This window comes from Streptomyces sp. NPDC055815, assembly GCF_053616475.1.
Map to the genome: position 1 here is coordinate 25,044 of NZ_JBSHDU010000055.1, position 25,000 is coordinate 50,043.

Consider the following 25,000-nt stretch of genomic DNA (forward strand, 5'->3'; position numbering starts at 1 on the left):
CGCGCCCCCGCACCCCTCGTCGAAAGCGCCCGCCCGTGACCTTGACCCTCGCCCCGCCCGTGCAGCAGGCCACCCCCGCGGAGCAGGAGGACCTCACCGCCCTCGCCCGCCGCCACGGCCTGAGCGTCAGCGGCGCCCGCCCCTCGCTCCCCGCCTACGTCCGGCAGCTCTGGTCCCGCCGCGACTTCATCGCCGCCTTCGCGACCGCCCGCCTCACCGCCCAGTTCAGCCAGGCGCGCCTCGGCCAGGTCTGGCAGGTGGCGACCCCGCTCCTCAACGCGGCCGTGTACTACCTGATCTTCGGCGTCCTGATGAACGCGAAGAGCGGGGTGCCCGACTACATCCCCTTCCTGGTGACCGGCATCTTCGTGTGGACCTTCACGGCCAACACGGCCCAGGCCGGCACCCGGGCGATCAGCGGCAATCTGGGCCTGGTCCGCGCCCTGCACTTCCCGCGCGCCAGCCTGCCGATCTCGCTCGCGTTCCAGCAGCTCCAGCAGCTGCTGTTCTCGCTCGCCGTGCTGGTCGTGATGCTGGTCTGCTTCGGGGAGTTCCCCACCTGGAGCTGGCTGCTCGCGGTCCCCGCGCTGTTCTGCCAGGCGCTGTTCAGCACGGGCGTCGCCCTCGCCCTGGCCCGGGTCGCGGCCCGCACCCCGGACATCAGCCAGCTGATGCCGTTCGTGCTCCGGACCTGGATGTACGCCTCGGGCGCGATGTGGTCGATCCAGAACCTGGCGCGCGGCGGCCGCTTCCCGGAGGCCGTGGTCCTCGCGCTCCAGTGCAACCCGGCGGCGGTCTACATCGACCTGATGCGCTTCGCCCTGATCGAGAGTTACACGAGGACACAGCTGCCGCCGCACGTGTGGGCGCTGGCGGTCGGCTGGGCCGTGCTGGCCTTCGCGGGCGGTTTCATCTGGTTCTGGAAGGCGGAGGAGACGTACGGCCGTGGCTGACGCACAGAAACACGCACAGAAGCACGCACAGCAGCACGCACAGCAGCACGCACAGCAGCACGCACAGCAGCAGGCGCAGGGAACCCCCACCGTCATCGCCGACGGCGTCCACATCACGTACACCGTGCACGGCGGACACCCGGGCGGCCGGGGCGGCGCCACGGCCGCGCTCGGCCGGATCATGCGGCGCGGTACGGCTCCGACGGCCCGGCGGGTCCATGCCGTGAAGGGCGTCAGCTTCGTCGCGTACCGGGGCGAGGCAATTGGCCTGATCGGTTCGAACGGCAGTGGGAAATCCACCCTCCTGAAGGCCATCGCGGGCCTCCAGCCGGTCGACCGGGGCGCGATCCACACCCACGGACAGCCCTCCCTGCTCGGCGTCAACGCGGCCCTGATGAACGATCTGACCGGCGAGCGGAACGTGATCCTGGGCGGGCTCGCGATGGGCATGAGCCGCACGGAGGTCCGCGAGCGCTACGACGAGATCGTCGACTTCTCCGGCATCAACGAGAAGGACGACGCCATCTCCCGCCCGATGCGGACGTACTCCTCCGGGATGGGCGCCCGGCTGCGCTTCGCCATCGCCGCAGCCAAGAGCCACGACGTGCTCCTCATCGACGAGGCCCTGTCGACCGGCGACGCGCGCTTCCGCCGCCGCAGCCAGCAGCGGATCGACGAGCTGCGGGCGGAGGCGGGCACGGTCTTCCTGGTCAGCCACTCGAACTCCACGATCACGGAGACCTGCGAGCGGGCGCTGTGGCTGGAGGCGGGCACGCTGCGGATGGACGGCCCGGCGAAGGAGGTCGTGGCGGCATACGAGGAGTTCACGGCCAAGCCGGACGCACAGAAGGCCAACAAATAAGACATAGCGGTCTAAAGTGCGGTGGGATGACGAACGATCACCCGCAGCCGGACCCCCTCGCGTCGCCACCCCGCTCGGCGAGCGACCCCCCCGCCCTCACCGGGTCCCCCTTCGACTCGGACACCTTCACCTCCGCCACCTTCGTCACCGTCGGCCGCGGCCCCCACCTCGCCCTCGCCGCCGTCTGGCTCCTCACCCGGGCCGGCATGCTCCTGCTCCTCGCCCGCGACGACCTCGGCATCGGCGGGGTGGCCCGCGAGGTCGCCCTCTACCAGCACTGGTACGGGAAGTTCGCCGACGGCACCTTCCCGCCCGGCGACGTCACCTGGCAGTACCCGCCCGGCGCGGGCCTCGTGATCATGTCGCCGGGCATCCTCCCCTGGCTCAGCTACTTCCAGGCCTTCGTCACCCTCACCCTCCTCGCCGACGCCCTCGTCACCCTCGCCCTCGCCCGCGCCGACAGCGCCCGCCTCACCCACGGCACCTGGGTCTGGGTCTGCGGCCTCCCCCTCCTCCTCCACCTCCCGCTCGCCCGGTACGACGTCCAGGCCACCGCCCTCGCCGTGCTCGCCCTCCTCGCCCTGGGCGCCCGCTCCACCGCCGGCCACCAGCTCGGCGGGGCGCTCGCCGGGATCGGCGCCATGGTCAAGGTGTGGCCGGCGCTCGCCCTGATCGGCACCCCCCGGGGCCGTACCACCCGCGAGGCCTGGACCGCCGCCGCCGTCACCGCGCTCGCGCTCCTCGCCACCCTCGCGCTGTTCTTCTCCGGCTCGCTCGGCTTCCTGCGCCAGCAGGGCAGCCGCGGCATCCAGATCGAGTCCCTGGGCGGCACGGCCCTCGCGGTCGCCCAGGCCACCGGCGTCTGGCCGGGCAGGGTCGAGTTCCGCTACGGGGCCTTCGAGTACGTCGGCCCGTACGTCTCCAGCCTCGGGCACCTCGCCCTGCTGCTCACCGTCATCGCCTTCGGCTGGCTGCTCCTGTGGCGCCTCCAGGCCCGCCGCTGGACCCCCGCCACCCCGCTCGACGCGGCCCTCGCCGCCGTCCTGCTCTTCACCGTCACCAGCCGGGTGATCAGCCCCCAGTACATGATCTGGCTGCTCGGCCTCGCCGCCGCCTGCCTGACCTCACGCGACACCGTGATGCGCCCGGTCGCCCTGCTGCTCCTCCCGGCGGCCGCGCTGAGCTCCCTCGCGTACCCCGTCCTCTACGACGAGGTCATCCTCGGCACCCCCACCGGCGTGGCGGTCATGGTGCTCCGCAACGCCCTGCTCCTCGCCGCGGCCCTGCTGGCCGCCCGCCGGCTGTGGACCTCCACGACCGGCGCACCGCCCGCCGAGTGAATCCACCGGGGAAGACGGGAAGTTGGCGAACTCCACCGTGCCGTACTCTCGTTCGGAAAGCGCTGTCCGCACCCGGCTGCGGCAGCGGCGGGAAGAGCGGGGGAGGCTCTCATCGGTACCGGCGTCGACGACACACTCACGCCCCTGGGTCCCGAGGATCCGCGGGAGGTCGCCGGATACCGGCTGGTCGCCCGGCTCGGCGCGGGCGGCATGGGCACCGTCTACCTGTCGCACACACGCGGCGGCCAGCCCGTCGCCCTGAAACTGATCCTGCGCGAGCACGGCCAGGACCCCGAGTTCCGGCAGCGCTTCGAGCAGGAGGTGCAGGCCGCCCGCCGGGTGCAGGGATACCACCTGGTGCCGGTGGTCGACCACGACACCTCGGGCGCCTCCCCGTGGCTGGCCTCCGCCTTCGTCCCGGGCATCGCGCTGCACGACGCGCTCGGCGCCTTCGGGGCGCTGCCGCTGAGCTCCGTCTTCCCGCTCGTCGGCTGCGCGGCCCGGGCCCTGACCTCGATCCACGCCGCCGGGGTCGTCCACCGCGACCTGAAGCCGAGCAACATCATGCTCGCCCCGACCGGCCCGTACGTCATCGACTTCGGCATCGCCCGCGCCGCCGACGCCACCCAGATCACCCGCAGCGGGCGGATCATCGGCACCCCGCAGTACATGTCGCCGGAGCACGCCCTCGGCGAGCCGGTCACCCCGGCCGGCGACGTCTTCTCCCTCGGTCTGATCGCGGCCGTCGCCGCCACCGGACGCCACCCCTACGGCGACGGCGGGGCCTTCACCGTGGGCACCCGGATCGCCAACACCGCCCTGCGGCCCCCGGACCTCGACGGCTACCCGACGGAGCTGCGCCCGCTCCTGGAGCGCTGCCTCACCGCCGACCCGGCGGACCGGATCACCCCCGCCGAGCTGACCGACTGGTGCGAGCGCGCCGCGGGACGCCCGCTGACCGCGCTCGGCGACTGGCTTCCGGCCCCGGTGGCGGCGGCCGTCGACCGCCGCGTACGGGCGACCGACGGCACCGGCCCGGCCGACGCACCGACCATGCCGCCCCCGGCGACGGCCCCCGGCGGCACTGGGCCCACCGCTGCCGACCCCTCCCATGGGACCAACCCGCAGCCCGGTCCGCCGACCCATGAGCCGACCCTGCGAGACGCCACCCCGCCGCCCGGCACCGACCCGGCGCAGGCCTTCGCGCCGCCGACCGCCGAAGCGGCGACCCACACCTTCGCCCCGCCGCCGCCGGGCTTCGGGCCCGCGCCCGCCTCGTACGGCCCACCCGCCCCCGCGACCTCCCCCTCGCCCTCCCCGCGCCGGCAGACGCAGATCGCGGTCGCGGTGACGGTCGCCGTCCTCCTGGTCGCCGGCACCTGGCGCGTCGCCCAGAGCTTCGGCGGCGACGGGGACGGCGGCGACGACGCCCGCGGCGGCACCACGCCGACCGCCGGCGGAACGCCCGGCCCCACCTCGGCCCCGCCGAGCACCGCCCCGAAGACCACCGCCCCGACGCCGGCCGCCGACGGCGGGTACACCAAGATCATCACGGAGCGGCCGTTCGCCCTGCGCGCGCCCGCCGAACCGGAGATCGCCGGGGTCGACCTCGACGTCCCCGAGATCAAGGGCACCGGCGACTTCAACCGCTACGACTCAGAACTGATCATGAACGAGGTCTCCGGCGGACGCTGGGAGTTCCCCAGCGGCATGGGCAAGAGCACCGGAAAGACCGCCCAGCTGTGCCTGGAGGGCTCCCAGGGCGATGTCCTCCCCCAGGAGATCGAGGCCGAGAAGCTCCGCGAGGAGATCCCCGTGGGCACCCTCCTGTGCGGAAAGACCAGCGACGACAAGCTCGCGATGCTGGAGATCACCAAGATCACCAAGAACGCCGAGAACGACCTGCCGAACTACTTCGCCAAGCTCACCGTCTGGAAGCTCTAGGCGGAGACGACGGACGCCCGACCCCGCCGGAACACGGGGAAGGGCCCCGCCGGAACACCGGCGGGGCCCTTCCTCAGGCACGGATCAGCTGTGCGAACGGAGCAGCGTCCGCATCGTCCGCATCGCGACCGACAGGTTCGCCAGGTCGAAGGTGTCCGAGCCCTGGATCTCCTCCAGGGTCGTCCGCGCGCGGCCCAGGATCGCCGCGTTCTTCTCCTCCCAGGCCTTGAACCGCTCCTCGGGGCTCGTGGTGCCGTTGCCGACCGTCAGGACGTCGGCGGTCAGCGCCGCGTGCGCCGCGAAGAGGTCCTCGCGGATCGAGGCGCGGGCCATCGACTGCCACCGGTCGCTGCGCGGCAGCTCGATGATCCGGTCCATGAGGTCGGTGATCCGCAGCCGGTCGGCCAGGTCGTAGTAGACCTCGGCGACCGCGAGCGGCTCCTTGCCCATGCGGTCCGCGATCGCGACGATGTCGAGCGTCGGGAAGGCGGAGGAGAAGCCGGCGACCCGCAGCGCGAGCTCCTCCGGCACGCCGACCTCGGTCAGCTCCTCCAGGATCGACTGGTACCACTCCAGGTCCGCGCCGCGCAGCAGCTGCGGCAGCTGGGCCCAGACCTCCTCGACGCGGTCGGCGAAGAACTCGATGGTCTCGGTGAGCTGGAGCGGCTGCGGCCGGTTGTTGAGCAGCCAGCGGGTGCCGCGCTCGACGAGCCGGCGGGAGTGCAGCCGCATCCGGGTCTGGACGTCGGCCGGCACCACGTTGTCGAGGGCCTCGACGGCGTCCCAGACCTGGCCGAGGCGGAAGACGACCCGGGCGGCGGTCTGCGCGCGGACGATCTCCTCGATGGACGCGCCGGTCTCCTCGCGGAGGCGGTGCAGGAAGGTCGAGCCACCGGTGTTGACGGTGTCGTTGACCAGGACCGTCGTGATGATCTCGCGGCGCAGGGCGTGGCCGTCGACGGCCTCGGCGAACTTCTCGCGCAGCAGCGTCGGGAAGTACGCGTGGAGCAGCCCGCGCAGGTACGGGTCGTCCGGCAGCTCCGTACCGATCAGCTCGTCGGCCACCGTGATCTTGGTGTACGCGAGGAGGACGGCGAGCTCGGGCTGGCTCAGGCCCCGGCCGTTGTTGAGGAGCTCGCGGATCTGCCGGTCGTTGGGCAGGAACTCCAGGGAGCGGTCGAGGGCCCCGTCGCGGCCCAGGCGGCGCATGAAGCGCTGGTGGGCGTGGAGCAGGGACGGCGACTGGGCGACGGCGTTGGCCAGGGCGGTGTTCTGCGCGTAGTTGTTGCGCAGGACGAGCCGGCCGACCTCGTCCGTCATCTCGGCGAGGATCTTGTTGCGCTGCTTGACGGTCATGTCGCCCTCGGCGACGAGCCCGTTGAGCAGGATCTTGATGTTGACCTCGTGGTCGGAGGTGTCGACGCCGGCGCTGTTGTCGATGGCGTCGGTGTTGACCTTGCCGCCCTGGCCCTCGGGGCCGCCGGCGCGGGCGAACTCGATGCGGCCCAGCTGGGTCGCGCCGAGGTTGCCGCCCTCGCCGATGACCTGGGCGCGGACGTCCTGGCCGTCGACGCGGATGGCGTCGTTGGCCTTGTCGCCGACGTCGGCGTTGGACTCGGCCGAGGACTTCACGTACGTGCCGATGCCGCCGTTCCACAGCAGGTCGACGGGCGCCTGGAGGATCGTCTTCATCAGGTCGGCCGGGGTCATCTTGGTGACGCCGTCCTCGATGCCGAGGGCGGCCCGCATCTGCGCGTTGACCGGGATGGACTTGGCGCTGCGGGGGTGGATGCCGCCACCCGCGGAGAGCAGCGAGGTGTCGTAGTCCGCCCACGAGGAGCGCGGCAGGTCGAAGAGCCGGCGGCGCTCGGCGTACGAGACGGCCGCGTCCGGGTTCGGGTCGATGAAGATGTGGCGGTGGTCGAAGGCGGCGACCAGGCGGATGTGCTCGGAGAGCAGCATGCCGTTGCCGAAGACGTCGCCGGACATGTCGCCGACGCCGACGACGGTGAAGTCCTCGGTCTGGGTGTCGTGGCCCAGCTCGCGGAAGTGCCGCTTGACGGACTCCCAGGCGCCGCGGGCGGTGATGCCCATGCCCTTGTGGTCGTAGCCGGCGGAGCCGCCGGAGGCGAAGGCGTCGCCGAGCCAGAAGCCGTACGACTCCGCGACGCCGTTGGCGATGTCGGAGAAGGTGGCGGTGCCCTTGTCGGCGGCGACCACGAGGTACGTGTCGTCCTCGTCGTGGCGGACCACGTCGACCGGCGGCACGACCTCGCCCGCGACCAGGTTGTCGGTGATGTCGAGGAGGGCCGAGATGAAGGTCTTGTACGAGGCGATGCCCTCGGCCAGCCAGGCGTCGCGGTCCACGGTCGGGTCCGGGAGCTGCTTGGCGACGAAGCCGCCCTTGGCGCCGACGGGCACGATGACGGTGTTCTTCACCATCTGCGCCTTGACCAGGCCGAGGATCTCGGTACGGAAGTCCTCACGGCGGTCGGACCAGCGCAGGCCGCCTCGGGCGACCTTGCCGAAGCGCAGGTGGACGCCCTCGACGCGCGGGGAGTACACCCAGATCTCGAAGGCGGGGCGCGGGGCCGGCAGGTCGGGGATGGCCTGCGGGTCGAACTTCATCGACACGTAGGCGTGCGGCTTGCCGTCGGCCGTGGTCTGACCCCCCTTACCGCTTCCCTCGCTGGCGCTCTGGAAGAAGTTGGTCCGCAGCGTGGCCTTGATGACGGTGAGGAAGGACCGCAGGATCCGGTCCTCGTCGAGGCTCGCGACCTGGTCGAGGGCGGCGTCGAGCTCTTCGAGGAGCGCGTCGATCAGCTCGGTGCCGGCGCGCTGGCGCTCCGGCGCCATGCGGGCCTCGAAGAGGTTGACCAGCAGCCGGGTGGTGTGGACGTTGTTGCGGAGGGTGTCCTCCATGTAGTCCTGGCTGAAGGTCGAGCCGGCCTGGCGCAGGTACTTGGCGTAGGCGCGGAGCACCATCGCCTCGCGCCAGTTGAGCCCGGCGGAGAGGACGAGGGAGTTGAAGTTGTCGTTCTCGGCCTCGCCGGTCCAGGTGGCGGCGAAGGCCTCCTGGAAGCGCTCGCGGGCGTCGTCGGCGAGGTAGTCCCCGCCGTTGCCCGTGGTGGCCGGCATCCGCAGACCGAAGTCGTAGATCCAGGCGTGGGTGCGGTCGGAGCAGCGCAGCTCGTACGGGCGCTCGTCGGTGACCTCGACGCCGAGCCGGTTGAGGACCGGCAGGACGGCGGAGAGGGAGATCTGGTCGCCCGTCTTGTAGATCTTGAAGCGGCGCTCGCCGGGGCCGGCGACGACGGGCTCGTACAGGGAGAGCGCGAAGTCCTTGCCGCTGCTGGCGAGGGCCTCCAGGTGGACCAGGTCGGCGACGGCCGCGCGCGGCGAGTGGTCGGCCTTGTAGCCCTCGGGGAAGGCGTTGCCGTAGCGGCGGAGCAGCTCGGCGGCACGCTCCTCGCCGCACTCGGCGTTGAGGGCCTCGCCGAAGCCGTCGGCCCAGGAGCGGGCGGCGTCGACGAGCCGGGCCTCGATGCGGTCGACGTCGGCGTCGGTGAGCTTGGCCAGCTCGGTGCCGGGCTTGACGCGGACGACGAAGTGCAGCCGGGACAGGATCGACTCGGTGTTCCAGGCGGTGAAGTCGACGCTGGTGCCGTCGAGCTCCTCCTTCAGGATGTCGATGATCCGCAGCCGGACGCGGGTGGTGTAGCGGTCGCGCGGCAGGTAGACGAGGGCCGAGTAGTAGCGGCCGTACTCGTCCTGGCGCAGGTAGAGCCGCAGCCGGCGGCGCTCCTGGAGGTACAGGACGCTGGTGACGATGGACCGCAGCTGGTCGGACGGGGTCTGGAAGAGCTCGTCGCGCGGGTAGGTCTCCAGGATCTGGAGCAGGTCGCGGCCGTCGTGGCTGTTCGGCGAGAAGCCGGCGCCCGCGAGGACCTCCTGGACCTTGCGCTTGACGACGGGGACCCGGCGGACGGACTCGGTGTAGGCGGCGGACGAGAAGAGGCCGAGGAAGCGGCGCTCGCCGATGACGTTGCCCTCGGCGTCGAACTTCTTCACGCCGACGTAGTCGAGGTACGAGGGGCGGTGCACGGTCGCCCGGCTGTTGGCCTTGGTCAGGATCAGCAGCTTGTGCTCGCGCGCCTTGGCGCGGGCGTCGGCGGGCAGCCGGCTGAAGGAGGGCGAGACGGGGTGGGCGTGGTGGCCCTCGTCGTCGGCGCCGTGCTGCGGGTCGGAGCGCAGGATGCCGAGGCCGGTGCCGGGGACGGCGGACAGGGCGTCGCCGTTGACCAGCTCGTACTCGCGGTAGCCGAGGAAGGTGAAGTGGTCGTCGGAGAGCCAGCGCAGCAGCTCCTGCGCCTCCTCCACCTCGGTCGGGCGCAGGTCGGAGGCGGTGGGCTCGTCGGCGAGGCCGTCGGCGATGCGCAGGGCGGCATCGCGCATCTTCTCCCAGTCCTCGACGGTCTCGCGGACGTCGGACAGGACGCGCAGCAGGTCGTTGGTGATCTGCTTGAGGTCGGCCTTGTCGGTCTCGCGGTCGATCTCGACGTGGATCCAGGACTCGTTCAGCGCGTCGTGCGGCAGCTCGCCCGGGATCTGCGCCGACAGGACCTCGATGAGCTTCCCGGCGATGTCACGGCGGACGAGGACCTGCGGGTGGATCACGACGTGGATGCCGCGGCCCTGGCGGGACAGCTCGTTGGTGACCGAGTCGACGAGGAACGGCATGTCGTCGGTGACGACCTCGACGACGGAGTGGCTGCTGGTCCAGCCGTTCTCCTCCACCGTCGGGGTGTGGACGCGCACGTTCGCGGTGCCCTGCGGGCGGTTCTCCGCGAGGCGGTAGTGAGAGAGCGCGGCGCCGAACACGTCGACCGGGTCGCGGTCGGCGAGGTCCTCGGGCGCGGTGTGCAGGTAGTAGCGCTGGAGGTAATCGAGCACGGTGTCCCGGTCCGGACGCTCCCCAGAGCCCTCCGGGCCCGTCGGAAGTCGCCCCCCGACCGGGCTGTGCTCAGCTACGCGAGCGGCCCTCTCGAGCAGCTCGGCCTTTGCTTCGTCCAGCTTGGTCTGCATGTCCTCTGACTCCTGTCGCGCGCCGTTGCGTGACGTCGGTGGAAGAAAGGACACAACGCCACGACGCGGTGATTCCGGTCGAAGTCGACGTTATGCCCGGATGAGAGATGCCCAGGTCGTTATCGGCCACGGAACGCGGCACGCCCGGACGGAGAGGATCGGCGAACGCACGGTCGGCCCGGCCGCTGTCGCGGTCCGGGCGGCAGCCGGGGGCTTCACTGCCCCCCTGGCGTATCGCGCTGATCACGGCAAAAGCCTATCGCTCCCGACCCCCGAACCGTCATGAGCCGTATGCGTACAAAAGAGCGGGGGAAGTTTGACGATATGGACAGCGACACGTGTCTCCTCGGCAAACCCCCACGCCGGAGGCACCGGGTGCGCAAGCATGGGCACAGCACGACAGACCGACCATCTGTGATCTGGGAGAGCCATGGCGAAGATCCTGATCGTGACCGGGGACGCGGCCGAGTCGCTGGAGGTGATGTACCCCTACCAGCGGCTTCTGGAGGAGGGGTACGAGGTCGACATCGCGGCCCCGGCCCGCAAGACGCTCCGCTTCGTCGTCCACGACTTCGAACCGGGCTACGACACGTACACGGAGAAGCCGGGCTACACCTGGCCCGCCGACCTGGCCTTCTCGGAGGTCGACCCGGGCGCGTACGTGGCGGTGGTGATCCCGGGCGGCCGGGCGCCGGAGTACCTGCGCAACGACCCGGAGCTCCGGAAGATCCTCAAGGCCTTCTTCGACGCCGACAAGCCGGTGGCCCAGATCTGCCACGGCCCGCTCCTGACGGCGGCGATCGGCGGCCTTGAGGGCCGCCGCGTCACGGCCTATCCGGCCCTGGAGCTCGACATGCAGGCGGCGGGAGCGACGTTCCAGGACACCGCGGCGGTCGTGGACGGCCTCCTGGTCTCCTCCCGGGCCTGGCCGGACCACCCCACCTGGATGCGCGAATTTCTGAAGGTCCTCCGCGCGAAGGGCTAGCGACCCCGTTGTGGGCGGGCGTCGGTGGTTTGTGGGCATGCGTTCCTCCCCCAGACTTCGTCCGGGGGGACCCCCAGGGCGGAACGGGTGGGCACAAACCACCCACCGAGCCGCACCCGGCCGGTCCGCCCGCCCACCACCGGACAGCGTCCGTCAGACGAGCTCCTCCGCCACAGCGACGGCCTCTTCCAGCGAGTCGACGACGGGCACCCCCACCCGCGACAACGAAGCCCGACTGTGCGACCCCCCGGTGTAAAGCACCGCCCGCGCCCCCACATGCGCCGCCGCCACGGCATCATCAGCGGCATCCCCGATGACGACGACCCGTTCCGCCGCAACACCCAGCGCGGCAAGATGCCGCACCATGTGCCCCGACTTCCCCTCGGTCGACGCATCCACCCGCCCGTCCATGCGAACGAACCGCTCCGCGATCCCGTACCGCCGCACGAGCGGCACAAGATGCGCATGCGGCGCGAGCGACAGCAGCGACTGCGTGAACCCGGCCTCCTGCCGCGCGAGGAGCAGCTCCGCCGCCCCCGCGGTGAGCCCGCAGGACTCGGCCCGCTCCCAGTAGTGCCGGTGGAAGGTCCCGTCCATGACGGTCCACTCCTCGTCCGTCGGCAGCCGCCCCATGATCCGCTCGTAGAACCTCGGCACCGGCACCGTGTACAGCTCGCGGTACCGCTCCAGCGTGATCTCTTCGAGCCCCAGCTCCAGGAAGGCCGCGTTCGTCGCGCCGATCACCGCGCCGATGTCGTCGAGCAGTGTGCCGTTCCAGTCCCAGACCAGGTGTTTTCCGTGCTTCCCCATGAGGAGAGACGGTACCCGGGGACTCAGCCGAGCAGGGAGGGGATCTCCTGCACCCCGAACCAGAGCAGCTCGTGGTCCTCGGCCCCGTCGACGACGAACTGCGCGTCGTCGTCGCCCTGGTCCGCCGCCCCGAGCGCGTCCGCCGCGGCCGTGACGTCCGCCTCGGCGTCGTCCGCGTCGGCGTGCACGGCCGCGGCCTTGGCCAGCGGTACGGCTCCGGCGACGCGGACCTCGCCGATGGAGGCGGCGTCGAGCCCGCGGTCGGGGTCGACGGTCGCGTTCTTGTCGGCCACGTCGACGGCGACGACGATCCGGCGCCGGGGCGCCTCGGGGTCGCCGGCGAGGAGCCGCAGGGAGGCGGAGGCGGCCCGGTTGAGCGCCGCGTACTCCAGCTCCTCGATGTCGTCGGAGACGTACCACTCGCGCAGCGCGGGCGTGACGGCGTAGGCGGTCAGCGGACCGGGACCCAGCTCGCCCGCCTTGTGCGCCTGTGCGAGACCGGGGAGGGTCAGAGGGACGTAGACGCGCATGGCAGGCCGCTTTCGTAGACGCAGGGCCCTCAGGATACGTGCGGAGTCCCCCTTCGGGGCGGCGGCCCTGACATGCCGTCCGTCCACCGCGGAAGGCCGCCCGCCGACCCGCCGGAGAGCCGGTGTTCGACCGCGCCACCCGGATAGGTGATCCGTTTTCGAGGCCGCCCCGGTGCCGCGGACTCCTTGCGGGGCCTCGGCATACCCCCGTACAAGATCCCCAACGAAAGTTACTGACTGGTATCACTCGGTGACGCAACGACAGGGGATCGCCATGAACGCCACGCTCACCACCACGCCCTCCCCGCTCCCCCGGCCCCGCGCCCGCTCCCGCACGGCCCCCGGCGGCCCGGCCGGCACGCGCCCGCGTGGCGCCGCCGGAGCCCGTCCCCGCGGCATCACAGGCACCCGCCCCCACACCCCGGCCCAGGGCGGCCCGCCCCGCACCCTCCCCCCGCACACCGTCTTCGCCGAACGCCTGCTCGCCGTGCTGAGCGGGGAGCGGCCCGTCCACTGGATGCTCGGCCACACCGTCGGAGACGCGTACGAGCAGCTCGTCCGGCTGGCCCCGGAGACGCCCCTGCGCTCGCTCGGCCCCCGCCCGGTCCTGCGCCGCTGCTCGATCCAGGTGCACCACCCGCACGCGGCGATCGAGGCCTTCGCGACCATCGCGACCGGCCCCCGCGTCCGGGCCATGGCGTTCCGCCTGGAGCGCGGCGAGGACCAGCGCTGGCGCTGCGCCGCCGTGGAACTGGACGGCCTCGGCGTGGCCGCCCGCCACCCATGACGAAGGGGCCGGCCGCCCTCCCGGGCGACCGACCCCTCCTTCGACAGCTTCAGAACGTCACTTCTTGCGGCGACGCCCGCCGCCCGCGTTCTTCTGCGCCTTGCGGCGCTCCGCGCGGGTCAGCCCGTCGCCGGAGTCCACGTCGTCGGAGGCGAAGTCGCCCTCGACGACACCGCCGTCCCCGTCCACGGTCGGCGCGGAGAAGTGCAGCCGGTCCGGCCGCTGCGGGGCGTCGAGCCCCTTGGCGCGGATCTCCGGACGCCCGGCACCCGCCGGCACGTCCTCCTTGTCGAGCGACGGAGCGCTCGCCTGCACCGGGACCTCCTCGACCTGCTGCTCGACCTGGACCTCCAGGTTGAACAGGTAGCCGACGGACTCCTCCTTGATGCCCTCCATCATGGCGGTGAACATGTCGAAGCCCTCGCGCTGGTACTCGACCAGCGGGTCCTTCTGCGCCATCGCGCGCAGGCCGATGCCCTCCTGGAGGTAGTCCATCTCGTAGAGGTGCTCGCGCCACTTGCGGTCGAGGACCGAGAGGACCACGCGACGCTCCAGCTCGCGCATGATGTCCGAGCCGAGCTGCTTCTCGCGCGCGTCGTACTGCTCGTGGATGTCGTCCTTGATGGACTCGGCGATGAACTCGGCGGTGATGCCCGCCCGGTCCCCGGCCGCGTCCTCCAGCTCGTCCACGGTGACCTTCACCGGGTAGAGCTGCTTGAAGGCGTTCCACAGACGGTCGAGGTCCCACTCCTCCGCGAAGCCCTCGGCGGTCTCCTGGCGGATGTAGTCGTCGATCGTGTCGTCCATGAAGTGGCGCACCTGCTCGTGCAGGTCCTCGCCCTCCAGGACGCGACGGCGCTCGCCGTAGATGACCTCGCGCTGCCGGTTGAGGACCTCGTCGTACTTCAGGACGTTCTTACGGGTCTCAAAGTTCTGGGTCTCGACCTGGGACTGCGCGGAGGCGATGGCACGGGTGACCATCTTGTTCTCGATCGGGACGTCGTCCGGCACGTTGGCCATGGCCATCACGCGCTCGACCATCTGCGCCTTGAACAGACGCATCAGGTCGTCGCCGAGCGAGAGGTAGAAGCGGGACTCGCCGGGGTCGCCCTGACGGCCGGAACGACCACGCAGCTGGTTGTCGATACGACGCGACTCGTGGCGCTCGGTGCCGAGGACGTACAGACCGCCGAGGTCCTTGACCTCCTCGAACTCCGCCTTCACGGCCTTCTCGGCCCGCTCCAGGGCGCCGGGCAGGGCCGCGGCCCACTCCTCGACGTGCTCGACCGGGTCCAGGCCCGCCTGGCGCAGCTCGGCCTCGGCGAGGTCGTCCGGGTTGCCGCCGAGCTTGATGTCCGTACCACGGCCGGCCATGTTCGTGGCGACGGTGACGGCGCCGCGGCGGCCGGCCTGGGCGACGATCGTGGCCTCGCGCTCGTGGTGCTTGGCGTTGAGGACCTCGTGCGGGATGCCGCGCTTGGCGAGCTGCTGCGAGAGGTACTCGGACTTCTCGACGGACGTGGTGCCGACGAGGACCGGCTGGCCCTTCTCGTGCTTCTCCGCGATGTCGTCGACGACGGCGGCGAACTTGGCGACCTCGGTCCGGTAGATCAGGTCGGACTGGTCCTTGCGCTGCATCGGCCGGTTCGTCGGGATCGGGACGACGCCGAGCTTGTAGATCTGGTGGAACTCGGCGGCCTCGGTCATGGCCGTACCGGTCATGCCGGACAGCTTGTCGTAGAGGCGGAAGAAGTTCTGCAGGGTGATCGTGGCGAGGGTCTGGTTCTCGTCCTTGATCTGCACCCCTTCCTTCGCCTCGATCGCCTGGTGCATGCCCTCGTTGTAGCGGCGGCCGGCGAGGATACGGCCGGTGTGCTCGTCGACGATCATGACTTCGCCGTCCATGACGACGTAGTCCTTGTCCTTCTTGAACAGTTCCTTCGCCTTGATGGCGTTGTTCAGGTAACCGACGAGCGGGGTGTTCACCGACTCGTAGAGGTTGTCGATGCCCAGCCAGTCCTCGACCTTGGCGACGCCCGCCTCGTGGATGGCGACGGTGCGCTTCTTCTCGTCGACCTCGTAGTCGCCGGTCTCCTCGATGCCCTTGAGCGGGTTGCCGGGCTCGCCCTTGCTCAGCCGGGTGACGAGCTTGGCGAAGTCGCCGTACCACTTGGTCGCCTGGTCGGCGGGGCCGGAGATGATCAGCGGCGTACGGGCCTCGTCGACGAGGATGGAGTCGACCTCGTCGACACAGGCGTAGTTGTGGCCGCGCTGGACGAGCTCGTCCTTGGACCACGCCATGTTGTCGCGCAGGTAGTCGAAGCCGAACTCGTTGTTCGTGCCGTACGTGATGTCGCAGGCGTACTGCTCGCGGCGCTGGGCCGGCGTCATGTTGGCCAGGATGCAGCCGACGGTCAGGCCCAGGAACTTGTGGACGCGACCCATCATCTCGGAGTCGCGCTCGGCCAGGTAGTCGTTGACCGTGATCAGGTGCACGCCCTTGCCGGAGAGCGCGTTGAGGTACGCCGGGAGGGTACCGACGAGGGTCTTGCCCTCACCGGTCTTCATCTCGGCGACGTGGCCGAGGTGGAGGGCGGCGCCGCCCATCAGCTGGACGTCGTAGTGGCGCTGGCCGAGAACGCGCTTGGCGGCCTCGCGAACGGTCGCGAAGGCCTCCGGCATCAGGTCGTCGAGGCTCTCGCCGTCGGCGTACCGCTGCTTGTACTCATCGGTGAGCGCCCGCAGGTCGGCGTCGGAGAGGTTGACGAAGTCCTCTTCGATGGAGTTGACCTGGTCCGCGATGCGGTGCAGTTTGCGCAGGATCTTGCCTTCGCCTGCACGCATGAGCTTGTTGAAGACGGACACTGAGGCTGGTCTCCTTGCCGGTCGGGCCTGGCACTGGGTCTTGTGATGGACGCGAGCGCGGGCACGGCAGGTGGTCCCCACCGCAACGGCCATCGTAAGCGAGACCGCCCTCGCGCAGGGAGGCCCGCAGTGCCGGAGCCGTACGTCCGCCCGTAAAGAGAACGCACGAGGTGGGCGGAAGGTGCCGCCCCATCCGAAAAGTGTTCGCTTCCGGTGCGCGCGGTCACCAGAATCCCGGCATGGATCCCATCATCCTCACCACAGACCGCCTGCGACTGCGGAGCTTCGTCCCCGAGGACGCCGACGCGGTGTACGCCATCTGCCAGGACCCCGCCATCCAGCGCTGGACCGTCGTCCCCTCCCCGTACAAGCGCGAGGACGCCGAGCTGTTCGTCCACCGCCTCGTCCCGGACGGCTGGCGCGACGACACCGAGTACGCCTTCGCCGCCGAACCCGTGGAGGGCGGCCCGCTGCTCGCCGCCGCCAGCCTGATCAGTCGCGGCGCCGGCGTCTGGGAGATCGGCTACTGGCTGGCCGAGGAACACCGCGGCGCCGGCCACATGACCGAGATCGTCCGCGCACTCGCCCACTGGGCCTTCACCGGGCTCGGCTGCACCCGTCTGATCTGGCGCGCCGAGGTCGGCAACACCGCCTCGCGCGCGGTGGCCGAGCGGGTCGGCTTCGCCCCGGAGGGCGTCCAGCGCGCGGGCCTCGCCAACAAGGGCACGCTCCGGGACGCCTGGGTCGGCGCCCTGCTCCCCTCCGACTTCGGCCTGCCGAGCCCCTTGCCGTACCTCCCGGCGCCCGAGCGTCCGGCCGAGGCGGTGTGACTGTCAGTGCCGGGGCCTAGGGTGCGGTCCATGACGACTGCGCCGCGCCCCGCCGCCGAACTGTCCGCCGACGAAGCCCGCAGGATCGCCCTGCGCGCCCAGGGGTTCCTCGGCGCGCCCGACCGCAGGGCCGGGGTGCGCGGGGTCCTTCGCTCCCTCGGCCAGGTCCAGCTGGACACCATCTCGGTCCTGGCCCGCTCGCACGAGCTCATTCCGTACGCGCGCCTGGGCGCCGTGGGCCGCCCGGACGTGGAGAAGGCGTACTGGACCGACGCGCACGCCTTTGAGTACTGGTCGCACGCCGCCTGCATCCTGCCCGTCGAGGAGTGGCCGCACTTCGCCTTCCGCCGGCGCGCCTACCGCGACCGCCCGCACTGGCACCACGAGCTGTCGGCCGGGGCGTACGACACGGTGATCGACCAGCTGCGGGACCAGGGCCCGCTGACGGCGACCGAGCTGGGCGGCGCGAAGAACAAGGGCGAGTGGTGGGACTGGTCCGACAGCAAGATCGCCGTGGAGCGGGCGCTGATGTACGGCGAGGTGGTCGTCACGGAGCGGCGCGGCTGGAAGCGGGTGTACGACCTGGCCGAGCGGGCGATCCCGCAGACGCTGCTCCACGACGACCTGGACGACGCCGAATGCGTGCGGCGCCTGGTGCGGCAGGCGGGCGAGGCCCTCGGCGTGGGCACGCGCGCGGACATCGCCGACTACCACCGGATCAAGGCCGAGCAGTTCGACGCGGTGGTGGAGTCCTCGGGTCTGGTGCCGGTGACGGTGGCGGGCTGGGGGAAGCCCGCCTGGGCGGATCCGGCGGCGCTCGCGTCCGAGCCGCGCGGCCGGCACCGCACGACGCTCCTCTCGCCCTTCGACTCGCTGATCTGGGAGCGGCCGCGCACGGAGCGGATCTTCGGCTTCACGCACCGCCTGGAGGCGTACGTGCCGAAGCAGAAGCGGATCCACGGCTACTTCGCGATGCCGGTCCTCGCCGGGGGCCGCCTGGTCGGCCGGGTGGACCCGGCGCGGGAGGGCCGGACGCTGGTGGCGAAGCAGGTCTCGCTCGACGGCCCGAAGGCCGTACCGGCGGTGGCGAAGGCCCTGCGCGAGGCGGCCGCGTGGGTGGGCTGCGACGCGGTGACGGTGGAGCGTCTGGACCACCCGGAGCTCCTGCCCGACCTGCTCAAGGCTCTCGCCTGAGGCTCACCGGATCTCCAGGATCTTCTCCCGCATCGCGTACACCACGGCTTCCATCCGGGAGTGCAGCTGGAGCTTCTCCAGGATGTTCCGGACGTGGTTCTTCACCGTGTTCTCGGAGATGAACAGCTCCTTGGCGATGTCCCGGTTGTTCATCCCGGTCGCCACCAGCTTGAGGACCTCGAGCTCGCGGTCGGTCAGCCGGGGCGCGGGGACCAGCCGGCGCTCGTCGGTGCGCTGGATCATCGACTTGAACTCGGTGAGGAGCTTGGACGCCATCGAGGGGCTGATCTGCGACTGCCCGTCGGCGACCGCCCGGATCGCGGTGGCGACCTCGTCGGTGGAGATCTCCTTGAGGAGGTAGCCGGTGGCCCCGGCCTTGATCGCGTCGTAGAGGTCGGCCTCCTCGTCGCTGATCGTCAGCATGATGATCTTCGCGCTGGGGGCCACCTCCTTGATGGAGGTGCACGCCTCGATGCCGCCGCGCCGGGGCATCCGTACGTCCATCAGAACGATGTCGGGCAGCAGATCGGCGGCCTTGTCGACGGCCTCGGCGCCGTCACCGGCCTCGCCGACCACCTGGATGTCCTCTTCCTGGGCGAGGACGATCTCGAGTCCCCGGCGGAAGAGGGCATGGTCGTCCACGACGAGGACCCGGATCGGCTCCTTGCGGAAGGCTCCGCTGTCCGAATCCGATCCCTCCGGGACCGCGCCACCGTGCTCGCGCCCGCTGAGCACCGGCCCGAAGCTGTCCGCCATCGTTCCTCCCCCTGAAGGCCGTGGCCTGAATTCGTTTCCGGTCCTCCAACCCGTGCCCGTTCGGCACCGGTTGGCGTGCACGCCATGATTTCATGCCCGCGCGCCCACGGGGCGATCCACGGGCGCACGGGGGTGCCCCTGGGGGCGCGAAGTGCGCTCCAGGGGCACCGAGAGGGACACCTCAGTTCGGAGGCGGAACGGGGCGGCGCATCAGCCGCCGAGCGCACCGCCGGCGCCGCCGCCCTCGGCGAGCGGGTCGCTCTCCAGGTGGATGACGCCGTAGTCGTAGGCGTGTCGGCGATAGACGACGCTCGGCTGCTTGGTGTCGGAGTCGACGAAGAGGTAGAAGTCGTGCCCGACCAGCTCCATCTCGTAGAGCGCCTGGTCGAGCGTCATCGGTGCGGCCCGGTGGGTCTTCTCGCGGACCACGAGCGGGCCTTCGCCCTGGACCTCGATGGAGCCCATCATCGTGGTGGGCACCTTGTCGGTCTCGTCCACGGCCAGTTGGCCGTCTCCGTTGAGCTTGGCGGCGCCGGGCACCACGTCCCCGACCTCCGCCGCGGACAGCCGGCCGTTGCCACGGCGGGTGTACCGCTTGTCGTGCTGCTTGCGCAGTCGGGCCTCGAGCTTGCCGTGGGCGAGGTCGAGCGCTGCGTAAGGGTCGCCTGCCGCTGCTTCCGCCCGGATCACCGGGCCTCGGGAATGGACGGTGATCTCCACGCGGTCGGACCGTTCGGCCTGCCGCGGGTTGGTCTCCTTGGACACCTCGACGTCGAGGCTGATCACCTTGCCGTCGAGCTTCTGGATCTTCTCCAGGTTCAGCTTCTCGGCCACGTGCTTGCGGAACCGCTCGGGCACCTCGGTCTTGCGGCCCTTGACGACGATGTCCACGCAGAACTCCGTTCCCGGATCGCCCTGGTCGGCTCCTTGGCCGCCGGGCATCTCCCTTTGCACCAGCTCCGGTGGTTACCGGAGCTCGGACTTGGCGACTTCGACCTCCTCCTCCCCAGTCGACAAGATCTCCACCCCATCGACAAGAGGTTAATTCGCCCTGAACTCCTGTCCTGTAGGCGCAACCATGTATTCGGTGAGGCGATGGCATTCGCCATTCCTCACAACCGAACATAGCCCCTTCGGACGGGTGTCGGCACCCGCTACCGCGACATACCTCCGTTCGGGTGCTTTCACCTCTCACCACCTGCAACGATCGAAGTTTCCGGCGAGTTCCGGTTTATTTCGAACGAAGCGGGAGAGGATGCGATCACAGCCGCCACCCGCTGTTCGATTCCGCGCTGCGCCGAACCGGCCGGTAAGCCGTGCGGTATTCCACGAATGAACGGAAGGTGTACGGCTCCGAGGGCGCGCGCCGCCTCCGCGAGCGAGGCGCCCGTGGTCATCAGGTCGTCCACGAGCACCACCTTTCCCGCCGTCAGGAGCCGTGCTCCGCCCGGCACGACCTCCAGCGCCCCCGACAGGTTCGCGAGCCGTCCGCGCGCCCCGAGGCCCGCCTGGTCCGCCACGTACCGCCGCTGCCGCAGCACGGGCACGACGCGGGCGGGTCGGCCCGCCCGCCGCAGCCCGGCCGCTGCGGCCAGCGCGATCCGCCGCGTCGGATCATGGCCACGCGCCCGTACGGAAGGCCGCGAGGACGGCACCGGTACGAGGAGCAGCGGGCCGTCCGCGAGTCCCTTCGCGGGCCCGGCAGCGGCCTCCACGGCCCCGGCGAGGGCGCCGCCCAGGGGTCCGGCGAGCGTGAGCGCCCCGCGCTCCTTGTGGGCGATGAGCAGCTCCCGTACGGCCTCGGCGTACGGCGCGGCAGCGTGCACCGAGGGCAGTCCAGCGGGCTCGGGCGAGGGCCGCACCCGGCGCGGTGCCGCCCCGGCGAGGGCGTCCGCGCAGGCGGGGCACAACTCCGTCCGCGGTCTGCCGCAGCCTCCGCAGGCGACCGGCAGCACCAGCCCGGCGATCTCGCGCCACCACCCCCGCATGGCTCCACTGTGCGCCTCCGGACGCCTCCCGGCCACCCCTGTGGAAAACCCACCGGGGATCCCGGAAGTACGTCAGGTGCACGGCTACGGAGGCGCGGGGAGGCAGGCAGAGGCGCCCGCCCGGCCCCCGAGACCGGCAGTCCGCCCGGCCCTCGCGGCGGCAGTCCGGCCCCCGCGACCGGCAGTCCGCCCGGCCCTCGCGGCGGCGGTCCGCCCGGGGCCGCGTCCTAGCCGGGGTAGACGGGCGAGAGGCCCTTCTTGGCGACCGGCTGCCAGTTGGTCCCGGGGGCCAGCCGGACGATGCCGTCGTCGCCGGAGTCGGCCACCACCGGCGCCCTGTCGGTGTGCGGCGCCGCCACCGACGTCACCCCGTTCAGGCCGGGGAGCACCGAGGTCGTCGAGGTCGAGCCGTCGGTCTGGAGGTAGCGGATCTGCTGGACGCCGCCCGCCTCCTTGCCGACGACGACGAGCCGGCTGGGCCCCGCCCAGGAGACGGCCGTGACCGACTCCATCCGGGGCGCGGCGGGCTGGAGGTCGAGGACGGAGACCACCGGTTCGTCGCCCGCCGTCTGCCGCTGGATCCGGCCGATCTGCAGGGTCGTGCGCTCGCCCTGGGTGATGACCAGGGCGATCCGTACGCCGTCCGCGGAGACCCGCAGGGATTCGATGCGGGTGCCGTCGCCCAGCCAGGGCGTGCGGACCTTGACGGGGTGACCGGTGCCGCCGGGCACCATCCACAGCCGGGGCGCGGCCGGGTCCCGGTCGGCGACCCACAGATCGCCCCTGGCGTCCCAGCTGGGCGTGGACAGCCGGTCGTCCGGCCGGGCGGCCCGGCTGGTCAGGACGGGCGGCAGCGGGTCCTGCTCGGTGGTGATGGAGGAGACGAGGAGCTGGCGGCCGGCCTCGCCGACCCCGGCGGCCCGGGTCTCGCCGTGGTCGACGGCGACGGAACCGAGCGGCACGGTGCCCTTGCCGAACGGCCCCGGCACCCCGATCGGCGCGTCCGCCTCCTTGCCGCCGACCAGGAGCTTCATCAGCTTGCCGTGCTCGTCGACGAAGTAGGGGTGCTCCTCGCGGTCGGTATTGCGCACCGCCGCGAACTCGACCGCCTGCCCCTTGCCCACACGGCACAGCGACTGCCCGGCCGACCCGAGGAGCTCCACCTGCTCGACGCGTACGGAGGTCAGGTCGCCCAGCGTGAACAGCAGCTGCGCCGCCATCCGCCGGCACGCCTCGCCGTCGGCCCGGTCCGCCTTGCGGTTGAGCGGCACCCTCAGCGTGGACTGGTCGTCCGTGGTCAGGGTGGTGACGCCGCTCTTCAGCTCCGTACCGGAGGGGAACCGCGAGTCGACGGCCGGCTTCAGCCAGTTCGTCGGGCCTTCGAGGAGCGCCTTGACCGTCTGCGTCACCGGGTCCATCCGGGTGACGGGGTCCTGCCGCTGCCGGATGTAGACGGGGTCGGCGACGACCCACTCCGCCCCGGAGGCGAAGTAGTACTTGTTGACCGACCGGTAGTTGCGGAGGAAGTCGGCCTCGCCGAGGACCAGGCCGGGCGGGAGGCTGTCGATGCGCCATTCCTTGCCCTTGCCGTTCGCCGAGGGCTGCTGCACGACGTGGATCGACTGGAGGTACTCGGCGGGGCTGACCGGCTGGTACGCGTGCCGGGCGTCCACCGTCGCGATCTTGCGGCCGGACAGCGGGTAGGCGCGGCCCTGGTTGTCGGGGTCGGCGTTGCGGTCGGTCGGCTCGCGGTCGGGCGCGGTGGTGAGCACGGTGATGCTCTGCTCCGGCCTCCAGCTCTGCGCGGCCTTCTTCGTGAGGTACTTGCGGGCGGTGGCGAAGCCGGGGTCGTCACTGGTCATGGCTTCCAGGAAGCCGTCGACGATCTCGTCCGGGTCCGCGTTCTCGCGGGGCGCGACGGCATAGACCCGCACCTGCGAGTCACCCGTGTTGGAGCCCTTGACCGGCTGGACGTCACCGCTGTCGGGCATCGTCGCGCACCCGGTCACGAGAAGCCCGCCGCACGCGGCGATGACCACCGCGCGTGTACCGCGTCCCCGCCCCGCGTGCTCCGCTCGGGAGTCAGCGCCCACGTGTTCCGTCCTCCCGCTCCAGTGGTCCGTTCCCGCCGGCCGTCGTCGTGCCCGCCCCGCCGCCGTCGCCGTCGGCCGCCGCTCGCGCCACGACCCGTGCGCCGCTGCCGGGCAGCGCCGTCGGGTCGACGGTCGCCCGCGGCGGCGCGGGCAGCCTCGGCGGTACGGCGAGCGCCGGACGGTCGCCCGCGGGCTGCGTCGGCACCGAGGCGAGCCGGCCGCTCTCCTGCTCGCGTCGGGCGGCCGCCTGCTCGCGGTTGCGCCGGGAGTCGTCGGGCTCCAGCGGGATCGGGGAGCCCCGCAGCGGCTCGTCCGCGGTGCGCGGCAGGGTGAGCCGGAACTGCGAACCGCCGCCGGGCTCGCCCCAGGCCTGGAGCCAGCCGCCGTGCAGCCGCGCGTCCTCGACGGCGATCGACAGGCCGAGGCCGGTGCCGCCGGTCGTCCGCGCGCGTGCCGGGTCGGCGCGCCAGAACCGGTTGAAGACCCGGGTGGCCTCGCCCGGCTTCAGACCCACGCCGTAGTCCCGTACGGCCACGGCGACGGCCCCGCCGGCGGCGGCGAGCTTCACGACCACGTCGCGGCCCTCGCCGTGCTCGACGGCGTTGACGACGAGGTTGCGCAGCACCCGCTCGACGCGGCGGGCGTCCGCCTCGGCCACCACGGGCTGCTGGTCGCCGAGGACGACGATCCGGGTGCCCTTGCGCTCGGCGAGGGGTTCGGCGCCGCCGATGACCCGGCGGACGACCTGGCGCAGGTCTATCGGCTCGGCTTCCAGGGCGGCCGCGCCCGCGTCGAAGCGGCTGATCTCCAGTAGGTCGGAGAGCAGCGACTCGAAGCGGTCGAGCTGGTCGCCGAGGAGTTCGGCGGAACGTGCGGTGATCGGGTCGAAGTCGACGCGGGCCTCATGAATGACGTCGGCGGCCATCCGGACGGTGGTCAGCGGTGTGCGCAGCTCGTGCGAGACGTCGGAGACGAAGCGCCGCTGCATCCGCGAGAGCTCCTCCAGCTGCTGGATCTTCAGCTGGAGGTTGGAGGCCATCTTGTTGAAGGCCTCGCCGAGGCGCGCGATGTCGTCCTCGCCGGTGACCTTCATGCGTTCCTGGAGGCGGCCTGCCGAGAGCCGTTCGGCGATCCCGGCGGCCATCCGTACGGGCGTGACGACCTGGCGCACCATGAGCCAGGCGATGGCGCCCAGCAGGACGACGACGAAGAGCCCGGCGGTCGCCAGGGTGCCCTTGACCAGGGTGAGGGAGTCCTCCTCCTGGGTCAGCGGGAAGAGGTAGTACAGCTCGTACTGGTCGCCGTCGGCGTCGTTCAGCCGCTTGCCGATCACCAGGCCGGCCTCGGAGGCCTTGCCGCTGGTGTAGTGGATGCGCGTGAACTTCTGGAAGGTCCCGGTGCCCTGGGCGACCGAGTGCCGCAGGTCCGCCGGGATGCTCGTGGTCGGGTCGACCTCGCCGGAGGCGCGGGCGCCGCGGCTCGCGGTGTCACCGGTGTCGAGGGAGAGCGCCACCACGTTGAAGGCGCTCTGGCCACCGCTGGCGAGCTGCTCGACCAGCGTGGAGCGCCAGTTCACGGAGGAGCCGGCCCGCCCGCCGTCCTGCTGCCCGGGCGCCGAGGGGGTGGTCGCCGCCCGGTCCTGGGCGGCGGAGAACCCTCCGGCGGCCTGGCTCTGGGCGGCCCTCTCCTTGGCGTCGAGCAGACCGTTGCGGACCTGCCCGATGACGACGAGGCCGAGCAGCAGCACGACCCCGAGGGACATCAGCAGGGTGCCCGCGACGATCCTCAGCTGGATGTTCCGCCGCCACAGCCGCACGGCGGGCAGCAGCGGCCGGCGGACCAGCCGCGCGAAGAGCCGGAGGACCGCCCTGCTGCGGAGCAGACGGCCGAATCGCGAGCCCCCCCGCCCCGGTCCGGCAGTCCGCCCCGTACGGACTCCCGGGTCCCCGGGCCTCGGAGCAGTACTGCCTGCGCTCAT

Annotated in this window: 17 protein-coding genes; 8 read left to right on the forward strand and 9 right to left on the reverse strand. The window is 71.7% G+C overall.

Features of this window, described 5'->3' with window-relative positions; genetic code table 11:
- Positions 1-35 precede the first annotated feature (35 nt).
- The 4 genes from ACWGN5_RS29170 (at position 36) to ACWGN5_RS29185 (ending at position 5,099) form a co-directional block, all read left to right on the forward strand.
- A complete protein-coding gene (locus ACWGN5_RS29170; RefSeq protein WP_453520570.1) occupies positions 36-953 on the forward strand; it encodes an ABC transporter permease in 918 nt (305 codons plus the stop codon).
- Positions 954-1,047: 94 nt separating this feature from the next.
- On the forward strand, positions 1,048-1,815 hold the full coding sequence (locus ACWGN5_RS29175; protein WP_453520606.1) for an ABC transporter ATP-binding protein: 768 nt from the start codon (positions 1,048-1,050) through the stop codon (positions 1,813-1,815).
- Positions 1,816-1,841: 26 nt separating this feature from the next.
- Positions 1,842-3,155: a glycosyltransferase 87 family protein gene (locus ACWGN5_RS29180; protein WP_453520573.1), complete on the forward strand. Its 1,314-nt coding sequence runs from the start codon at positions 1,842-1,844 to the stop codon at positions 3,153-3,155.
- Between the two features lie 210 nt (positions 3,156-3,365).
- Positions 3,366-5,099 carry a serine/threonine-protein kinase gene (locus tag ACWGN5_RS29185; RefSeq protein ID WP_453520575.1) on the forward strand — a complete coding sequence of 578 codons (1,734 nt, stop codon included), beginning with the start codon at positions 3,366-3,368 and terminating at the stop codon, positions 5,097-5,099.
- Between the two features lie 84 nt (positions 5,100-5,183).
- Here ACWGN5_RS29185 and ACWGN5_RS29190 read toward each other — a convergent pair whose 3' ends face one another.
- Positions 5,184-10,184 carry an NAD-glutamate dehydrogenase gene (locus tag ACWGN5_RS29190; RefSeq protein ID WP_453520577.1) on the reverse strand — a complete coding sequence of 1,667 codons (5,001 nt, stop codon included), beginning with the start codon at positions 10,182-10,184 and terminating at the stop codon, positions 5,184-5,186.
- A gap of 430 nt (positions 10,185-10,614) precedes the next feature.
- On the opposite strand from ACWGN5_RS29190, the gene ACWGN5_RS29195 reads away from it, so the two are divergent.
- On the forward strand, positions 10,615-11,169 hold the full coding sequence (locus ACWGN5_RS29195; RefSeq protein ID WP_453520579.1) for a DJ-1/PfpI family protein: 555 nt from the start codon (positions 10,615-10,617) through the stop codon (positions 11,167-11,169).
- Between the two features lie 153 nt (positions 11,170-11,322).
- Here ACWGN5_RS29195 and ACWGN5_RS29200 read toward each other — a convergent pair whose 3' ends face one another.
- Positions 11,323-11,979 carry an HAD family hydrolase gene (locus ACWGN5_RS29200; protein ID WP_453520580.1) on the reverse strand — a complete coding sequence of 219 codons (657 nt, stop codon included), beginning with the start codon at positions 11,977-11,979 and terminating at the stop codon, positions 11,323-11,325.
- A gap of 23 nt (positions 11,980-12,002) precedes the next feature.
- A complete protein-coding gene (locus tag ACWGN5_RS29205; protein WP_453520583.1) occupies positions 12,003-12,509 on the reverse strand; it encodes a DUF6912 family protein in 507 nt (168 codons plus the stop codon).
- Positions 12,510-12,783: 274 nt separating this feature from the next.
- On the opposite strand from ACWGN5_RS29205, the gene ACWGN5_RS29210 reads away from it, so the two are divergent.
- Complete coding sequence (locus ACWGN5_RS29210; RefSeq protein WP_453520584.1) at positions 12,784-13,296, forward strand: Rv3235 family protein; 513 nt, start codon at positions 12,784-12,786, stop codon at positions 13,294-13,296.
- Between the two features lie 57 nt (positions 13,297-13,353).
- Here ACWGN5_RS29210 and secA read toward each other — a convergent pair whose 3' ends face one another.
- Complete coding sequence (gene secA / locus ACWGN5_RS29215; RefSeq protein ID WP_453520587.1) at positions 13,354-16,161, reverse strand: preprotein translocase subunit SecA; 2,808 nt, start codon at positions 16,159-16,161, stop codon at positions 13,354-13,356.
- 239 nt (positions 16,162-16,400) lie between these two features.
- Here secA and ACWGN5_RS29220 point away from each other — a divergent pair, with 239 nt between their 5' ends.
- On the forward strand, positions 16,401-16,991 hold the full coding sequence (locus tag ACWGN5_RS29220; protein ID WP_453520589.1) for a GNAT family N-acetyltransferase: 591 nt from the start codon (positions 16,401-16,403) through the stop codon (positions 16,989-16,991).
- 30 nt (positions 16,992-17,021) lie between these two features.
- Positions 17,022-18,185: a winged helix-turn-helix domain-containing protein gene (locus ACWGN5_RS29225; protein ID WP_453520590.1), complete on the forward strand. Its 1,164-nt coding sequence runs from the start codon at positions 17,022-17,024 to the stop codon at positions 18,183-18,185.
- Positions 18,186-18,188: 3 nt separating this feature from the next.
- Here the strand turns inward: ACWGN5_RS29225 and ACWGN5_RS29230 are convergent, their stop codons facing one another.
- The 5 genes from ACWGN5_RS29230 to mtrB form a co-directional block, all read right to left on the reverse strand.
- Positions 18,189-18,941 carry a response regulator gene (locus ACWGN5_RS29230; RefSeq protein ID WP_017237000.1) on the reverse strand — a complete coding sequence of 251 codons (753 nt, stop codon included), beginning with the start codon at positions 18,939-18,941 and terminating at the stop codon, positions 18,189-18,191.
- A 210-nt stretch (positions 18,942-19,151) separates the two neighbouring features.
- Positions 19,152-19,832: a ribosome hibernation-promoting factor, HPF/YfiA family gene (gene hpf, locus ACWGN5_RS29235; RefSeq protein WP_369144544.1), complete on the reverse strand. Its 681-nt coding sequence runs from the start codon at positions 19,830-19,832 to the stop codon at positions 19,152-19,154.
- A gap of 293 nt (positions 19,833-20,125) precedes the next feature.
- Positions 20,126-20,929, reverse strand: coding sequence for a ComF family protein (locus ACWGN5_RS29240; protein WP_453520593.1), 804 nt, complete (start codon positions 20,927-20,929; stop codon positions 20,126-20,128).
- 227 nt (positions 20,930-21,156) lie between these two features.
- Positions 21,157-22,920, reverse strand: coding sequence for an LpqB family beta-propeller domain-containing protein (locus tag ACWGN5_RS29245; RefSeq protein ID WP_453520594.1), 1,764 nt, complete (start codon positions 22,918-22,920; stop codon positions 21,157-21,159).
- A 91-nt stretch (positions 22,921-23,011) separates the two neighbouring features.
- Positions 23,012-25,000: an MtrAB system histidine kinase MtrB gene (mtrB, locus tag ACWGN5_RS29250; protein WP_453520595.1), complete on the reverse strand. Its 1,989-nt coding sequence runs from the start codon at positions 24,998-25,000 to the stop codon at positions 23,012-23,014.

Excerpts from the sequence above, each read along its gene's own strand:
- ACWGN5_RS29180 (WP_453520573.1), top strand. The coding sequence starts at position 1,842 with ATGACGAACGATCACCCGCAGCCGGACCCCCTCGCGTCGCCACCCCGC.
- ACWGN5_RS29185 (WP_453520575.1), top strand. The coding sequence starts at position 3,366 with ATGGGCACCGTCTACCTGTCGCACACACGCGGCGGCCAGCCCGTCGCC.
- ACWGN5_RS29190 (WP_453520577.1), bottom strand. The coding sequence starts at position 10,184 with ATGCAGACCAAGCTGGACGAAGCAAAGGCCGAGCTGCTCGAGAGGGCC.
- ACWGN5_RS29195 (WP_453520579.1), top strand. The coding sequence starts at position 10,615 with ATGGCGAAGATCCTGATCGTGACCGGGGACGCGGCCGAGTCGCTGGAG.
- ACWGN5_RS29200 (WP_453520580.1), bottom strand. The coding sequence starts at position 11,979 with ATGGGGAAGCACGGAAAACACCTGGTCTGGGACTGGAACGGCACACTG.
- ACWGN5_RS29205 (WP_453520583.1), bottom strand. The coding sequence starts at position 12,509 with ATGCGCGTCTACGTCCCTCTGACCCTCCCCGGTCTCGCACAGGCGCAC.
- ACWGN5_RS29210 (WP_453520584.1), top strand. The coding sequence starts at position 12,784 with ATGAACGCCACGCTCACCACCACGCCCTCCCCGCTCCCCCGGCCCCGC.
- ACWGN5_RS29220 (WP_453520589.1), top strand. The coding sequence starts at position 16,401 with ATGGATCCCATCATCCTCACCACAGACCGCCTGCGACTGCGGAGCTTC.
- ACWGN5_RS29225 (WP_453520590.1), top strand. The coding sequence starts at position 17,022 with ATGACGACTGCGCCGCGCCCCGCCGCCGAACTGTCCGCCGACGAAGCC.
- ACWGN5_RS29230 (WP_017237000.1), bottom strand. The coding sequence starts at position 18,941 with ATGGCGGACAGCTTCGGGCCGGTGCTCAGCGGGCGCGAGCACGGTGGC.
- ACWGN5_RS29240 (WP_453520593.1), bottom strand. The coding sequence starts at position 20,929 with ATGCGGGGGTGGTGGCGCGAGATCGCCGGGCTGGTGCTGCCGGTCGCC.
- ACWGN5_RS29245 (WP_453520594.1), bottom strand. The coding sequence starts at position 22,920 with ATGCCCGACAGCGGTGACGTCCAGCCGGTCAAGGGCTCCAACACGGGT.
- mtrB (WP_453520595.1), bottom strand. The coding sequence starts at position 25,000 with ATGAGCGCAGGCAGTACTGCTCCGAGGCCCGGGGACCCGGGAGTCCGT.